Raw genomic sequence first — 14,785 nt, 5'->3', positions numbered from 1 at the left:
CTAATACTTATACTCTTCACTTCCCTTTTTAAATATCATTTTTTCTAGCTAACAGAGTTGCAATTAGCAAATTCCTTGCAAATTGCTTACTTACTTTCCTTAACTTGACGCGTATGATCCTTCTAACACCCCAACCACCCAAGGTCAAAATCTTTGGTGGTTGAAACTTGAGCAATTTAAGTTTGGGAGCATTTAAGTGTTAAATCAAGGTAAAAAAGCATTTACGATATAGTATTAGATTCTACTGAACAAGAGATAAATATGCTAAAAGATGAAATTGCATTTTTATTCAAAAATCCTGTCACAAAAGAAGATATAGAGAGAATTGAGCAACGTTTAGGAGAGTTGGAAAGCCGAATAATGACTTAATAAAGCAGCTGTTAATCAAAAGTTTGCTTGACTATTTCATACCAGCAATTTTCAGGAGTGTTAGATTTATTACTAAAACCGCATATAATTAGCCGGTCTTTAGCTCTTGTCATTGCAACATAGAGTAGTCTTATATATTCTTGCAAATCTTGTAATTTTTTAGCTTCTTTTAATTCTTGTAGGAACTCCGGCGTATCTACAATATTAGCAGAGAAGAACATTTCCCCTTTATCGTCCCAAATAAATTGATTGCTACTTACCGGCAGAGTAGTAGAATCGCATAATATAACAATAGGAGCTTCAAGTCCTTTAGAGCTGTGGACGGTCATTACTCTTATTTTATCTGAATGCTCCATATCACGTTTGATGTAGATATAGTTATTCTCAAACCAAGCAACGAATCCTTGCAGTGAATTATCTATATCATTTGCATAGTTTTTGCTTAACGTTAATAGCTCATTTATCATATCATCATTATCATCATCGTAAATCTCTCGTAAATTTAGATTCTTCACCACTAAATCAAAGAAATTCTCAACAGTCGATATTTTATAAATTTCAATTAGAGAATTGAACTTAGCGTATATTTCTTCACAAGCAGATAGATTATCCCATAAACTATTATCGTTTTTATTGACAAGAAGTTCGTATAATTGCTTTTCGTTAATGCCGATAATCGGTGATTTTAGTAAGCCGGCAAGGTTTAAATCATCATCTGGTAGTAATACAAATTTAGCCACGGACATTAAATCCATTATAGTTAGATTTTCTTTAATATTAATTCTATCGCTTATCTCAACGTTAAGCTTAGCTTTACTCAGTTCTTTTATAAGATTATTGCTAAATTCATCTCTCTTTCTTACTAATATCATGAAATCTTTCTCAGATATTTTGCTTACGGTAGACGGTAAAATTTCTTTGCTTTCTATTTGTTCTTGTATGAAATTTACAATTTTTTCTATAAGTAAATCAGCAGCAGATTTAGAATTTTCATAATCTTTAGGCAATGCCCAAAAAAGCTCTTCTTGTTTTTCACTCATTACTAAAGGCCAAATTGTCACTAGACCTTGATGTGTACGAAATGAGGATATTAAAGGATTATCCGCAAGGAATAAACTAGGGTAATTGGATTTTATATTTTTCAAAACATTATGAGTAAATTGTAAAATCTCTGCACATGATCTATAAGAAGATTCAAGGGTGATATTTTTGAATTTTTTATTAGCACTTGTAAGGTTTGCTTTTAGTTGCTCCTTTACTAAGCTGAAATTATGAAGATCAGCCCCTTGAAAACTGAAGATGGACTGTTTATCGTCACCAACGATAAAGGTACTATTACTTGGTTTATCTGCCGCATTAAACGCTGTTATTAAAGTAATGATAATATTCCACTGCGGGGGACTTGTGTCCTGTGCTTCGTCAACAAGAATGTGGTTTATCTCGTTTTCAAGCTTGTGCAACAACCACTCATGCGTAGTTTTATTATTTAGTAATTTTTCGGTGTAGTAAATTAGATCATCGTAATCGAGTAAATTATTTTCTTCTTTATATGAATCGTATTTTCTTAAAATAATATGAGCAAGTTTAGTAAGTAAGTTCGTATGATATTCTAGCTTCTCTATGCGATGCAACTCATCTAAACGGTAAATTTCAGAGATAATTTTTTCTAGCTCTAGCAATAATTTAGGATATTTTCTTGTTAATTCTTTCGATAAAAGGCTTTTACGTTTTTTTCCGTCTTTTGTAAAAAAGATTTCTTTCGGTTCTATTGCCAAATCATATTCTGCAAATAAGTTTTTTACCTTATCGTAAATATTATTTAATTCCCCTAACGCTAATCTTTTATTATATATTTCATTTGGAATAGTTTTATGAGTAAATAACTTCTTGAATTTAATTTTCTGCTCGATTATTTCAGTAAAAATATCTTGCAGGGTTATTTCATGAAAGCGGTTAAGTAAAATTTTAATTAAGTCATTATGCTCATCACTTAAGTAGATTTCATTTCTGATATTTAGGAAGATATCTTGTAATTTAGTGTCTTCAAGAATTTTAAATTCCGGTGTGATACCTGCTTCTAAAGGAAAAGTGTTAAGGATTTTTTGACAAAACGCATGAATTGTATAGATATTTAAAGGCTCGTTGCTATTTAGTATTTTATCGTATAAAGTTTTTGCGTTTTCTATTTCTTGAGGTAGCGGCTTATTGCCACTCATTAAGAAGAGTTCATTTTCTAATTTTTCTGCATCACAAAGCGAAAGATGTTTAAGCTTACTATTAATTCTTGCTTGCATCTCTATAACTGCAGCATTAGTAAAAGTAAGGCATAAAATATTGGTAGGTTCTACGCCTGTTATTAACAAACGTAAAAATCGATCGGTTAGGATTTTGGTTTTACCTGTACCGGCAGATGCCGATACCCAAACAGAATAATTAGGATCGGATGCTTGTTGTTGTAGATTGCTCATTTATGTATCGATTACTGTCACCCCGTGGCTTGACCACGTGGTCCAGTCTTTGTTAATTATTTTTCTGGATCCCGCGATCAAGTCGCGGGATGACATCCACGGCCATATAACAACGCCGATAAAATATATATTACGATTAAAGAAATAGCAAGACCGAACCAAGTTAAGGCATATTCTAAATGGTCATTTCTGATTGCTGCTAAATGATTTATTGAAAGTGGTAATAAAATATCTAGATTGCTAATATCTTTTCCTTCCGTGATAATATAAAAATTCTCTAGATTTAATTCTAAGGTTTGAGAGGCTTCTTTTACATCTAAAGTTAGCCACACATTATTTTTTATATCGTTAGCAGGTAAGTAGCGACGAGTTTTTTCAGACGGCATAGTAACACCGATAATCTCATGTTGCTGGTCGTTTGTAGCTTGGGTGATAATATTTTTATTGCGATTACTGAACCAACCTCGTGCTACTAAAATAACTTTATCTTCTATGGTTTTAAAAGGAGTAACTAAATAATAGCCGTCTTTTTCACTCGACATTGACCTTCTACCATATAAATATATGTCTTTATTAGGTAAAAATTGACCGATAATTTTTACTTTGTGATAAGGTAAATTGTTTTGAATTTCTGTTAAATTAATTGCCGGTGAGGTTAGATTAGCTTGCATCGAAGCTAAGAATAACTTCTTTTCTTTTAATCGACTAAGCTGCCAAAAGCCCAAAGAGACGAGTATTATAAAGGTGATCAGTACAAGGAAATTTGTTTTCATAGGTAAGTTTAAGGAAGGTTGATCATCGTCATTGCGAGAAAAAACTGTAAGTTTTGGCGCAGCAACCCAGTTAAAAATTCTGATTTACAGAATTTTTTTAATTATTTGCTAGATTGCTGCGTCACCTACGGCTCCTCGCAATGACGTTTTACTAAGCAGTTTTTAAAATACTACTAAGAAACTCTTTATGTTTTTGCAGCTCTTCTTTTGTAGGTTTAATAACAATAGTAGCTTGCTCTGTTTTGCTATTTACTTGATTAGTTGCTAAATTATTTATTCCAGCAGATTTATCAACCATTTTAAAAGCGGATTGTCTACCACCCGTTAGTTCCACATATACTTCTGCAAGTAATGCCGCATCTTTCAAAGCCCCGTGAAGCTTCCTACCTGAATTATCAACTTTAAATCTTTTACATAATGCATCAAGATTATATTTTGAGCCTGGAAATATACTTCTAGCTATAACTAGAGTGTCTATAACATTGGACAGTTCTATAAGTTTGATTTCTGCTCTTTTTAATAATGATAATTCGTGATTTAGAAATTTAATATCGAACGGAGCATTATGAATAACAAGCTTACTATCTGCAATAAATTCTAAAAAATCATTGGCTATTGTATGAAACAAAGGTTTGTCCTTTAAAAACTCACCGGAAATACCGTGAATTCTATAAGCATCAAACGGCATGTCTCGCTCAGGATTAATATAAAAATGAAAATTCCTACCTGTTAACACCTTATTCATCATTTCAATTGCACCGATTTCGACGATCCGGTGACCTTGTCGTGGGTCCAGTCCCGTAGTTTCGGTATCTAAAATTATTTCTCTTAAACTCGACATTCCCAATCCTTTATTAGTCTTTTAAAATCGTCACTGCGAGCGGGTGTTGTTGCGTGGATACCAAAACCGTCATTGCGAGGAGTGAAGCGACGCGGCAATCCAGAAAAAGATTAAAAAAATTCTATAAATCAGAATTTTTAACTGGATTGCTTCGTTGAATTACTACGTAATTCTTCTCGCAATGACGAGAATTAGCTGTGCTATTTGTTTTTCCAAGTCTAACATATCAACGCCGCTATTTATAGCAAAATCTGCTTTTGCTATTTTGCTCTCTTGTGATAGCTGAATTTCTTTGGTTTTATTATAAATCTCTATATCAAATGAAGTTTTTGTTATCGCTCTTTGCATTCTTATTTCTTCAGAGCAGTATATATGTTACGACAAAATCAAAATATTTATCAAATTTCGCTTCATAAAGCAACGGTATTTCGGCAAAGCCAAATTTGAAATTAGCATTTTCTTTTTTAAATAAAATGAGTTTATCTATCATTAATGGGTAAATAAAATTTTGTATTTTTTCTCTAGCTAGGTAGTGATTGTAAATTAAATTACTGATTTTTCCGATATTGAAAGATTCAAGTTCAGGGAGTAATTTTAAGATTTGAGTTTATACGCTCAAATCTTGATATAATTCTTTTATGCATCTATCAATACAAAAAGTTTTATATCCTTTTTCTGCTAAATAATCCAAAATAAAAGTTTTCCCCGATGCATAGCTACTGGTAATACCTATTGCTAACATTTTGTTATAAAAATTTTATGTTCATTAGCGAGTTTTATAGTTAATTCTTCTTCGACTATAATTACGTTATTGTTCTGAATCGCTACTCCTTTGTAATTATATTTAGCGAGATTCTTTATAGTATCAGGACCAATTGTTGGCATATCTAGTCTATTATCTTGACCTAATTTCGGTATTTTTACTAGCACTCCCTCATGGGATTCTTTACGTAAATCTGCACATCTCGCTATTAAATTATTCGTCCCCTCAGCAGCTTCTATACCTAGTATGTAGCCATTTTCAACTATAACCGATTGTGCGATGTCGAATGAACTTAAATGATTTAATAATTTTACTCCAAGCTCAATATCATTTTTATCTGAACTGGTAGAGTTAGTATCGGTTATAATATTGGAGTTACCTTGTTGATTTTTATATATTTCGTTACTTGAAATTACTTTAAAACCGTAGCTTTCAAAAAAATCCGCTACTATTTTTAGCAAATTATTATCTCCTCGAATTTTTTGCCCAACTATTTTGAAAAGTAATAAACCGCCTATTTTATCTACGGATAAATTGTTAAAATTCGGTCTATTAACTCCGCCTATAAAAATAATATTTTGTACCTCATTATCCTTAAAATATCTTATAGCTTCACCAACCATACCGATTTTTAAAATCTTATATTCAAAATCTTTAATTTGATCTATATCAGCTTCGTCTTTAATTGCCGCTATATAACACTTGCCACCTTGCTTTGTATAGTTACCTGCTATTAAGTAAGGTAATGAACCTCTGCCTGCGATAATTCCAAGATTTGTTAGCATAATTAAGTTTTTAATTTAGAATTCTAAACATTTATTATAAGTCCATTTTTAATATAAATCTAGCATTCTTATTTGACCTTTACATTTTAATCAAATTAAGGCATAATATTTGGTGCTAATATAGCTATAGTAATAAACGTAATTTAGAATAGAGGTTGCGGACTCGGGGGCAGTACCCGACGCCTCCACCAATACTCGATGAACTTCGTATACCAGTCGATATCAATACTGCTTGTATTTTAAAAATTGAATTTTATTTTGAGAGGTGAGCACCCGCAGCCTATACTTAATAGGTGAGAATGCGAATCCTTGATAAAATGAAATTCAATTTTTAAAAGATCAGCAGTATTTTATGGGGGCGAAATAGGATCGACGTACCTAATAAAAAGATTGCTTTTACTCGGGATGATTCCGCCGATGGCTTTTGCCATATGGGTCAAAACAAAGAAACGCAAACGATAATAATCGTTCTGTAGATTTAGCTCTAGCAGCTTAATCCTACGCGGCTGGGGGTTTGCCGGGCAACAGAAAAACCCCACGCGTATACTCGTTTAATTTGAAAAATTGGCATTGTCTAAAAACGGTTGATATCGTCATTAAAAATTACAGTTTTTGCTCGCAATGACGTGAACTGCTCAAATTAAACTTCGTCGACCTATTTTTATTTATTTTTCTTTTATGAATATTGAATATAAAAAATTTGTGAATGAATATATGCTAGAATTTGTGAAAAAAATTCTAACAAAAATTCAGCATGAAAATTTATATTGGGATCAGTTAATATACATATCATACAGAACCGATAACCCTGCGGTAATTTTACCTTCAAAAGTTAAACAGGCATATCCAAAACAGATCACAATAGTACTACAATATCAGTTTGAAACTTTAATAGTAAATGATACCGGTTTTTCCTTAACGGTGAGTTTTGATGGTGTTAAAGAAATAATTTACGTACCTTTTGATGCACTGATTAGCTTTGTTGATTCCAATAATAATTACAGCCTAACTTTTAATCAGTCGTTAAATATCCAACATGAAGAGGAAATAAGTACTAATAAAAGTTATAAAACTTCATTATCTCCAAATCAAAATGTTATAATGTTAAATAAGTTTCGTAACTCTTCTAAACCTAGTTAATGCCCACATATGGATTCAAAAGTAGTTATATATACTGATGGTGCATGTGCAGGTAATCCAGGCCCAGGAGGATGGGGAGCTTTATTAAAGTTTAATGATGCTAGTAAAGAAATATTTGGGTATGAGTTATATACAACTAATAATCGTATGGAAATCACGGCAGCATTTGAAGCATTGAAAATTTTAAAAAAATCTTGTAATGTCGAGATTTATACCGATAGTAAATATTTGCAACAGGGAATTACCGCTTGGATTCATAATTGGATAAAAAATAATTGGTGTAAAAGCAACAATGAACCCGTTAAAAATGCCGAGTTATGGCAAAAATTATACGCAGAATTGAGTAAACATACTATTATTTGGAAATGGGTAAAAGGTCATGCAAATAATAGCGGTAATATTGCTGCCGATAAACTTGCAGTGCAAGGAAGAGAAACTGCTATAGAAATTTTAAAATGTCGTGGATAGATAAGTTTTTTATTACTTTTTTTTACAAAAAAGTAGGAGAGGATGAATTTTTGAATCAATATTATGAAAGCCGTAATATTGATTATTTAGGGCGTTCAAGGAGGTTTGTTATTTATAAAAATGTAAATGAACCTACAAAAATTCCGCCAAGTTGGCACACTTGGTTACATCATTTAGTAAATGAGATACCGAAAAATATCCAGCTTTTTCCATGGCAAAAGAATAATAAAATAGTTAAAAAGCCGCCTAAAACATCAAATCTTAAATATAGTAGGTGGCAACCGTAATTAATTAGTATACTTAGATAGAACTTCGTATACAATTCTTCATTTATCAGGAGTATAATATAACAAACAATGAAACAGAACATTATTGAAACAATTATAGGCTTTATAGTATTAATTATTGCTTTGCTGTTTTTGATTTTTGCCTACAACACAGGTAGTTCTATAACTAGCTCAAAAGGTTATCAGGTAACTGTTAATTTTCAGAGTGCAGAGGGTATAGCAGTCGGAAGCGACGTAATGATCTCAGGTATAAAAATAGGTAGTGTAAAGAAAATTACTTTAGATCCGAATAGCTTTTATGCAAGTGTATATCTAAATATTAATGATGATGTTAAAATACCTAAAGATTCTAAAGCCCAAGTAGTCACCAGCGGGTTACTTGGAGGTAAATATATTTCAATTGTACCTGGTAATGATGATGAATATTTAGCGGCTAATGAAGAAATAAGATATACTCAATCAGCAATTAATATTGAATCATTAATTAATAAAATTGTTTCTGCATTTGGTAGTAAGTAGAGTTTTGTTATATGGTTCGTTTTATGTCATTCCCGCGAAAGCGGGAATCCAGAAAAAAAATATATAAATACAGAAAATTTTTGAAATTAAAAGCTCGATTTATCTCGTTTTATGCTGGATCCCCGCTTTTGCGGGGATGATATATAGGGGGGGGTCGAGCCGTATAACAAAGTCTATCAGTAGAAGTAATACAAATTTCAACCGAATCTATTTTGAATTCGGTGTTCGTTATTTTAAAATCTCATAAATTGATTTCAATAATGTTATTTAAGCTATTATAAAGTTCTGATAAGAGGAGTATTGTATGGTTGTAGGCAAAATAATCTGCTTAACAAAATGTAAACTAATAAAGGAGTAAATTATAAAAGAATCAAATTCAAACTCTGCTAAAGAAGATGTCGAAGGTCTCAAAAAAGATATTGAAAGCTTAGTGTCAAGATTACGTAATTTAAAAGGCAAATCCGGAGATATTCTAGATGAGTAGTGAGGTAATTTATCGTCTGTTATGGAACATTATAAAGATAAAGCTAATGTAGCGGCTTTATGTGAGTCAACACGTGACCACCCTTTACTGAATCTAGCCTACGCTTTTGGTGCGGGCGTGTTGCTCGCTATTCTTATGAAATAGGTAATTCAATGTTAAAATCTCTAATATATGAATTATTAAAAAGTAGCATTAAGCAAGAAGAAAAATCTTATGGCAAACCATTTGTCTATTTTTTTAATATTCTAGGTTTAGTTTTAATAATTATTGTTATTGTGCAGATAGTATGGAATTTTATTTTCTTATGCAAAGCGGAATAATTGCTATTATATCTCTATGGTTATTGAAGCTGTTAGATGTTATTTAAAATACAAAAATAGATATCGTACTTTAGATTCTTTAAGATCAAAAAGTAGAGAGTTAGTAGAGAACATAAGTACGCCGTTTACTGACTTAGTCTCAACTAAGACCTGAATAAGATATTTACCTACGATCATTCGCTATGTTCCAAGTACCGTACTGACATTTTTAGTATGTACTTATATTAAAAGAAAATTCTTAAAAAATGTTACATATCCACTTTTAGGTAAGTAGTAATTTATTTCTCGGTTTAGGTATTCTAAACCGAGCTTTAAATAACTCTGTCTTCTTCGCTTCGTTAAGCTCACTTTTAAACTTGTTATTTGAGTTTCTGATTTTGATTTTGGTAAATCTACATTATCTTAGCCAAATGTATGAAAGTGTTTAAGCTTTCTTCGTCGTCTTTGGTCATTATATAAGGTATATAAGCATTTGATGTGTTTTGCCCGATATTTTATTTTGCTCTAAAAACGCATATAATTTATGGGTATTGTTATGTTCCTCTTGGATACTAAACACTTTATTTACTGCAACTGATTTATCAGATTTTGATATCAAATCATCAATAAAATAGTTTAAAGGATCTCTAAGTAATGCGCTTAATTGTTCGTCATTTTGAAGTTCTTCATATGATAATGATCTTGCAGTGTTCAACTTAAAATATGATTTAATCATTTCAAGAGCAGAATATCTATCACAGTTATTATTAAGAATTTTATATAACATTTTGTTATCAAAATATGCAGGTATCATTTTTAAAAATCCTTATTAATAATTTGCTGTTTGTAATAAGATAACTGACGCATAAAAACGATAATTGTAGCTGTAAGCCCTGCAACTAAAATAGAGTATAAATTTAGTGATTGAAAAAGCATATTTTAAATATATTTAATTATAGCTATCAACGCTAGTATAGTATTTTTGTTTTTTAATCTAAAAATGAACCATTACTATATATTGCTCATTTTTTTCTTTCAATTAGTTTATTTATCACATATTTATTGTGGTAATAAATAATTAAATGTCTTTTTTGCTGCAAATTATAAGATTTTTTTGAAAATAGGATTAACTATTCTTGAAAAAATCTTATTCAATCCATAAAGTATATTAAGTTGTACTTCATTTCTTATTTATCGTGTAAAGCGAAATTTCCTATTGACTTTTATATAAAACAGCATAATTGTCTTTACAATTTAATTTTTTGTAAAGAATTGATGCTAGGCTATGAAAAAGCACAAAGAAGCTTAACTAAAAAACAAAAGGAAGCTGTAGGGCTTTTATTTATAGGTACATTTCTTATATTTTGATTTTATATTATACATTCATATGGCAGTACTTCTAAATGAATTATTTTTTCCTGCTTCTAATCCTCAAAATGCATCTTTCAATGCAGCTTTAGCTTTTTCTTCAGAACAAGTTATATATCATAATTTTATTCTAGGTATAGTAAACTTAATTAATACTGTGATATTAATGCTTTTTTGTTTTAAACTACATCCTCTTAAAATACTTAAATTTAAATTATGGGTATTTGCTCCTTTTTCCATTATTTTCCCATATTTGTTAGATATAGCCATAAATTCTAATCAAATACTCATAATTCAAATTATAAGTATTATACTAACATGTACGGCATTTCCTGCTAATCAGGTAATTTTCTCTCATTTCCCTATTTTTAAACGTTTTTTTGCTAGTACATTTACTTTTGCTATTGCAAAAGCTGTAATGTATCCCGTTAGCTCTTTTGGTATTATGTATATAACTAGGTATTTTGGCAATCTAGGTTTATTAATTTTAACGTTACCTTTAACTATAGGATATATTATAGCTAGGAATTATTGTGAGAAGCTAGAAATAATAAATGGTCGTTATTATTAATAACTTTATTCTTTTTTATAATAAGGATCAATTATAGCATAACAAACTCCTTCTATTAATTCTTTGGCACTGTCAATACCTAAATATAAAGCAAGAGTAAGGAATATATTAATAGTTTCTATTGCTTTTCTTCTTTCTTAAAGTGTAATGTTAAAATATTGTGAAGACGATCCAATAATTTAATCAATAGTACTCCTTAATCTTTTGCATGAAATGCAATATTTAGAACTTCTCTAATAGTTTGTTCTTCGCCCTTAGAGGGCATGTTAACCATTTTACCAATTCGTGGGTTAAATATTTTTGCAATAATTGCTTCTGTAAGTTCAGTGTCGTGTAATAGGCTAGCTATAATTAGATTATTTATATAAAATTTGACTTCTTTATAAGCTACAAACTCCGCAAACATAATCGCTACTTCAATTGGGTGAGAGTAGTAAGGATTGCCTGATTGACGCATTTGCAAGCCGTGATATTTACGGGCGTAGTAGATACCTTTTTTGACTTCCTCTATATCAACAGGATTTTTTACTTTAGTGTTTAAATATGTGAGTTTATCAAGTAGTTTCTGAGCGTAAACGCAAATTTCAAACTTTTCTTTCCAAGAGCTTATATCTTCCATAAAAGTTATTTTATTTATATTAATAATTAGTTGATTACAATTAAAGCAAAAGTTAAAAATTGCGATAACAAATATTTTTTTAATTCTAGATAGCTTGATAACTTGTGATTACATTGTATTTCAACAACTTCATTCTGTTTTATTATTTACTTTTGCTTCTTGTGCTTGCTGTAATTTATACTCTGCTGCTTTTTTCTATATAGTTTAAAAAAAGAAAATAACAAAAAGTTAAAAAACTAGTAAGAATAATAGCAAATGTTATTAATATTAACTTAATATCTTTCCTTGCATTTTGAGCTTTTAAACGCTTTGCCTTCTCTTCATCTATTATTAACTCAAAGGTTAAAGTTTCTTCTTGATTTTCCATATTTTAACTCTTAAAAATTAGACTATATTATGAATGACAGCGTTTAATGATCATTTAAGAGAAGTAATTAAAATAAGTCAATGACTATAATTATTGATTGTAATAATTATAGTGTTATAAATTTAATTTATCTATAAATATAATTATTTAAAGTTAAAAAATTATCATTAACAGAAAGGAATAACATTATGAATAAAGAAACAATAGAAGAAAAATTTAAAGGCATTGCGAACTAAAGAGAGAGAATAATAAAAAACTCGATGTCATCCCGTGATTTATTCACGGGATCCAAAAAAATACCTAAACATCTAGTATTTTAAGTTGTTTTCCTGGATACCGTGGACAAGCCACGATATGACATCTCTCTTTAGTTAGCAATGCCAATTTAATAATGTAGTTAAAGCTATTCACAATGCTTATAACGGTGAAATCACAGAAGAACAAGCACGACAAACAGCGAGGAATTTTATCGCATTTTGTCAAAAGCTTATAGAAGTACAAACTAGATTAGCAAAGGAAAAAATAATAAAACTTAAGTATTAATTAACTTTTTGAAGGTTATATATGGCATCGTAACCGGAATGGCAACTTGCTATTTCGGGATGTAAGAATCTCTCGCTATTATGGTAATACATCAGCCATAAAATGGTGTAATCCTCGACTATGTTATGGTCGGGTCAGCGATGGGCATGTTCAGAGCTTAAGGGTTACTTTAAGCTTAAAACCTATTGCAAACTGTTAGTAGCGGTTTGCTTACCTCCCCGATCACAAAAGTTAAACTTTGGTGGTTGAAACTTGAGCAATTTAAGTTTAATAAATCGGGCATAATTATTATGTCCAACCAAAATAAAACGACCTTATCTGAAAGCACATTAGAATTTGCTGCAAAAGAAATAGAAGCTCTAAAAGCTGAGATCGTGCTTTTGCTAGAAAACCCTCTAATAAACAGCGATATAGAAAGAATAGAACAACGTTTAGTTTCAAACTAGAAGAAATATTTGTTAATGGTTTGTATACTTGAAAATATCATCATCCTATTTTATTAACTACTTACTACAAAAATAAGTACTAAGATAATTTATAGTAACCATGATGATAAATAGTGCAAACTGTAATTCTATACCCGTTTCATCATATAATAAAGCCATTAATGTAGAGAGGTTGAGGCTTTAAAAGGAGGAAGAACATACATAATCACGCCCGCCAATATTAGCATGATTATTCCTAGAATAATACCTACTATATTAAATGCATTTATAAAAGCAATATTAACTCCTTAATTAATTCGTGATCAAATGAAGGCGGTAGTTGTTGAACAATAATTATCCCTTCACCGATTGAGTCACGAGCTATTTCTGCCATTGATACAGAAACACCATGAGGGATTACTAGATTGTTACTATATATAAAAGACCTAATACTCACAATAACAGCTATACCTAATACATTACCTAATTCATATGCTGTTTCTTATAGTGCTGCTGCACCTCCGGATCTCTCTGCCGGCACTGCATTCATCATAACTGTTACGGTAGTAGAGAGGCATAGACTACTTCCTATACCAAGCAGTCCAAGATATATAGTATTCGATAATAAATCTCTATAGTCTAATATACTAGGTAAAATCAATGATATAGTAGTAAAGATAAGCACGCTAAATATTATTATACGTGCAGTAAATCGTGTAAGTAAATATTGTATAACTACAGATGCAATTAAAGTAAAAACTGCTGCAGGCAGCATATAAAGACCTGCATACAAAGTACTTAACCCTTTGATAAACTGTAACCATAATGACATAAGATACATTATAGATCCTAAGACACAAGTAATCAGTAAATAAACTATTACTCCTACACTAAAATTGCTAATTAAGAATAAACTCATATCCACTAGCTGGTCATCACTTTTAAGTTGGCGTAAGGTAAATATTATTAGTAATACAATGCCAATTAATAGCATTCTGCCGGATGCTATATTCATAATACCGTATTTAGCCAATATCTTAATACCTTGAACTAAAGCTGCTATACCGAAAAACGATTGCAATACACCTATCCAATTCCATGGTTCATTACTAGGGTTAGATGATTCAGGAATCCAAACTATGCCAAAAGCAATAATTACTAATGCAATAGGTGCGTTTATAAAAAATGCAAATTGCCAACTTAAAAGCTCACCCAATACTCCTCCTAGTACGGGTCCTATAGCTGCTCCTACGGTTGCCATTATTCACCACAAGGATATTGCGATCATACGTTCATGTGTATTAGTAAAAATATTACGCAACATCGATCAGTGAAAGGCATAATCATGCATCCTCCTAACCCAAGTAAAACACGGCATAATGCTAATCCCCATGAGCTATCAAATACATAAACTAACATTGAAATTGAAGCGATGGAAAAAACTAAAAATCCTCAAAGTAATAATCTTTTACAACAAAATCTATCTCCTAATGCACCTGCGGTCCTGCGGTAATTAAAAGACCTGATAATACTAATGCATATGCATTGATTATCCATAATTGTTGTAAATTATATGGTTTTAAATCAAGAATTATAGTAGGCATAACAGCATGCAAGATTGTAGCATCCATTGATACTAAAAGTAAGCAAATGCTTAAAATAATTAAAATATGCCATCTAAATTTATAATATGTAG

The 14,785-nt window shown here is 30.7% G+C and carries 13 protein-coding genes, 1 other RNA gene and 4 pseudogenes; 8 read left to right on the top strand and 10 right to left on the bottom strand.

Going from position 1 to position 14,785, the window contains the following annotated elements; all coding sequences use genetic code 11:
• Window positions 1-380: 380 nt before the first annotated feature.
• The 5 genes and pseudogenes from ACKTSD_RS02180 to ACKTSD_RS02160 all read right to left on the bottom strand — a co-directional run bounded on the left by ACKTSD_RS02180 (window position 381) and on the right by ACKTSD_RS02160 (window position 5,999).
• Entirely contained in the window at window positions 381-2,837 is a 2,457-nt protein-coding gene (locus ACKTSD_RS02180) for a UvrD-helicase domain-containing protein (RefSeq protein ID WP_412707803.1), read from the bottom strand.
• Window positions 2,838-2,914: 77 nt separating this feature from the next.
• A complete protein-coding gene (locus ACKTSD_RS02175; protein ID WP_412707802.1) occupies window positions 2,915-3,610 on the bottom strand; it encodes an SURF1 family protein in 696 nt (231 codons plus the stop codon).
• 151 nt (window positions 3,611-3,761) lie between these two features.
• The gene (gene dnaQ, locus ACKTSD_RS02170; protein WP_412707801.1) at window positions 3,762-4,451 is read right to left on the bottom strand and encodes a DNA polymerase III subunit epsilon; all 690 of its coding nucleotides are present in this window, start codon (window positions 4,449-4,451) and stop codon (window positions 3,762-3,764) included.
• A 162-nt stretch (window positions 4,452-4,613) separates the two neighbouring features.
• Window positions 4,614-5,193, bottom strand: a pseudogene (gene coaE, locus ACKTSD_RS02165) (dephospho-CoA kinase).
• A complete protein-coding gene (locus tag ACKTSD_RS02160) occupies window positions 5,187-5,999 on the bottom strand; it encodes an LpxI family protein (protein ID WP_412707800.1) in 813 nt (270 codons plus the stop codon). The pseudogene coaE and the gene ACKTSD_RS02160 overlap by 7 nt, the downstream one beginning before the upstream one ends.
• A 74-nt stretch (window positions 6,000-6,073) precedes the next feature.
• Between ACKTSD_RS02160 and ssrA the strand changes: the two genes are divergently transcribed.
• The 6 genes and pseudogenes from ssrA to ACKTSD_RS02130 all read left to right on the top strand — a co-directional run bounded on the left by ssrA (window position 6,074) and on the right by ACKTSD_RS02130 (window position 9,491).
• Window positions 6,074-6,539: a transfer-messenger RNA gene (ssrA, locus tag ACKTSD_RS02155) on the top strand.
• Window positions 6,540-6,677: 138 nt separating this feature from the next.
• Complete coding sequence (locus ACKTSD_RS02150; RefSeq protein ID WP_412707799.1) at window positions 6,678-7,139, top strand: ClpXP protease specificity-enhancing factor SspB; 462 nt, start codon at window positions 6,678-6,680, stop codon at window positions 7,137-7,139.
• 9 nt (window positions 7,140-7,148) lie between these two features.
• Entirely contained in the window at window positions 7,149-7,607 is a 459-nt protein-coding gene (gene rnhA / locus ACKTSD_RS02145; RefSeq protein WP_412707798.1) for a ribonuclease HI, read from the top strand.
• Window positions 7,595-7,894 (top strand): NADH-ubiquinone oxidoreductase subunit NDUFA12 family protein, encoded by a 300-nt coding sequence (locus ACKTSD_RS02140; protein ID WP_412707797.1) that lies wholly within the window; start codon window positions 7,595-7,597, stop codon window positions 7,892-7,894. The genes rnhA and ACKTSD_RS02140 overlap by 13 nt, the downstream gene beginning before the upstream one ends.
• 69 nt (window positions 7,895-7,963) lie before the next feature.
• Window positions 7,964-8,413 carry an outer membrane lipid asymmetry maintenance protein MlaD gene (gene mlaD, locus ACKTSD_RS02135; RefSeq protein ID WP_412707796.1) on the top strand — a complete coding sequence of 150 codons (450 nt, stop codon included), beginning with the start codon at window positions 7,964-7,966 and terminating at the stop codon, window positions 8,411-8,413.
• A 636-nt stretch (window positions 8,414-9,049) separates the two neighbouring features.
• A pseudogene (locus ACKTSD_RS02130) lies at window positions 9,050-9,491 on the top strand (hypothetical protein).
• Between the two features lie 118 nt (window positions 9,492-9,609).
• Here ACKTSD_RS02130 and ACKTSD_RS02125 read toward each other — a convergent pair.
• Window positions 9,610-10,132, bottom strand: a pseudogene (locus ACKTSD_RS02125) (hypothetical protein).
• A 451-nt stretch (window positions 10,133-10,583) separates the two neighbouring features.
• Here ACKTSD_RS02125 and ACKTSD_RS02120 point away from each other — a divergent pair.
• On the top strand, window positions 10,584-11,135 hold the full coding sequence (locus tag ACKTSD_RS02120; protein ID WP_412707795.1) for an MFS type sugar transporter: 552 nt from the start codon (window positions 10,584-10,586) through the stop codon (window positions 11,133-11,135).
• 196 nt (window positions 11,136-11,331) lie between these two features.
• On the opposite strand, the gene ACKTSD_RS02115 is transcribed toward ACKTSD_RS02120, so the two are convergent.
• Both ACKTSD_RS02115 and ACKTSD_RS02110 read right to left on the bottom strand, forming a co-directional pair.
• Window positions 11,332-11,754, bottom strand: coding sequence for a bifunctional (p)ppGpp synthetase/guanosine-3',5'-bis(diphosphate) 3'-pyrophosphohydrolase (locus ACKTSD_RS02115; RefSeq protein ID WP_412707794.1), 423 nt, complete (start codon window positions 11,752-11,754; stop codon window positions 11,332-11,334).
• Between the two features lie 129 nt (window positions 11,755-11,883).
• Window positions 11,884-12,121 (bottom strand): annotated as a pseudogene (locus ACKTSD_RS02110) (RC1041 family protein).
• A 728-nt stretch (window positions 12,122-12,849) separates the two neighbouring features.
• Here ACKTSD_RS02110 and ACKTSD_RS02100 point away from each other — a divergent pair.
• Window positions 12,850-13,110: a hypothetical protein gene (locus tag ACKTSD_RS02100; protein WP_412707793.1), complete on the top strand. Its 261-nt coding sequence runs from the start codon at window positions 12,850-12,852 to the stop codon at window positions 13,108-13,110.
• A gap of 265 nt (window positions 13,111-13,375) precedes the next feature.
• Here ACKTSD_RS02100 and ACKTSD_RS02095 read toward each other — a convergent pair whose 3' ends face one another.
• Window positions 13,376-13,546, bottom strand: coding sequence for a hypothetical protein (locus ACKTSD_RS02095; protein WP_412707792.1), 171 nt, complete (start codon window positions 13,544-13,546; stop codon window positions 13,376-13,378).
• A gap of 45 nt (window positions 13,547-13,591) precedes the next feature.
• Complete coding sequence (locus ACKTSD_RS02090; protein ID WP_412707791.1) at window positions 13,592-14,350, bottom strand: MFS transporter; 759 nt, start codon at window positions 14,348-14,350, stop codon at window positions 13,592-13,594.
• Window positions 14,351-14,785 lie beyond the last annotated feature (435 nt).

Source organism: Candidatus Rickettsia kedanie (assembly GCF_045865205.1).
GTDB classification, from domain to species: domain Bacteria; phylum Pseudomonadota; class Alphaproteobacteria; order Rickettsiales; family Rickettsiaceae; genus Rickettsia; species Rickettsia australis.
The sequence above is the reverse complement of the archived record's forward strand: the minus strand, read 5'-3'. Positions and strand labels throughout refer to the sequence as shown.

Excerpts from the sequence above, each read along its gene's own strand:
- ACKTSD_RS02180 (WP_412707803.1), bottom strand. The coding sequence starts at position 2,837 with ATGAGCAATCTACAACAACAAGCATCCGATCCTAATTATTCTGTTTGG.
- ACKTSD_RS02175 (WP_412707802.1), bottom strand. The coding sequence starts at position 3,610 with ATGAAAACAAATTTCCTTGTACTGATCACCTTTATAATACTCGTCTCT.
- dnaQ (WP_412707801.1), bottom strand. The coding sequence starts at position 4,451 with ATGTCGAGTTTAAGAGAAATAATTTTAGATACCGAAACTACGGGACTG.
- ACKTSD_RS02160 (WP_412707800.1), bottom strand. The coding sequence starts at position 5,999 with ATGCTAACAAATCTTGGAATTATCGCAGGCAGAGGTTCATTACCTTAC.
- ACKTSD_RS02150 (WP_412707799.1), top strand. The coding sequence starts at position 6,678 with ATGAATATTGAATATAAAAAATTTGTGAATGAATATATGCTAGAATTT.
- rnhA (WP_412707798.1), top strand. The coding sequence starts at position 7,149 with ATGGATTCAAAAGTAGTTATATATACTGATGGTGCATGTGCAGGTAAT.
- ACKTSD_RS02140 (WP_412707797.1), top strand. The coding sequence starts at position 7,595 with ATGTCGTGGATAGATAAGTTTTTTATTACTTTTTTTTACAAAAAAGTA.
- mlaD (WP_412707796.1), top strand. The coding sequence starts at position 7,964 with ATGAAACAGAACATTATTGAAACAATTATAGGCTTTATAGTATTAATT.
- ACKTSD_RS02120 (WP_412707795.1), top strand. The coding sequence starts at position 10,584 with ATGGCAGTACTTCTAAATGAATTATTTTTTCCTGCTTCTAATCCTCAA.
- ACKTSD_RS02115 (WP_412707794.1), bottom strand. The coding sequence starts at position 11,754 with ATGGAAGATATAAGCTCTTGGAAAGAAAAGTTTGAAATTTGCGTTTAC.
- ACKTSD_RS02090 (WP_412707791.1), bottom strand. The coding sequence starts at position 14,350 with ATGGCAACCGTAGGAGCAGCTATAGGACCCGTACTAGGAGGAGTATTG.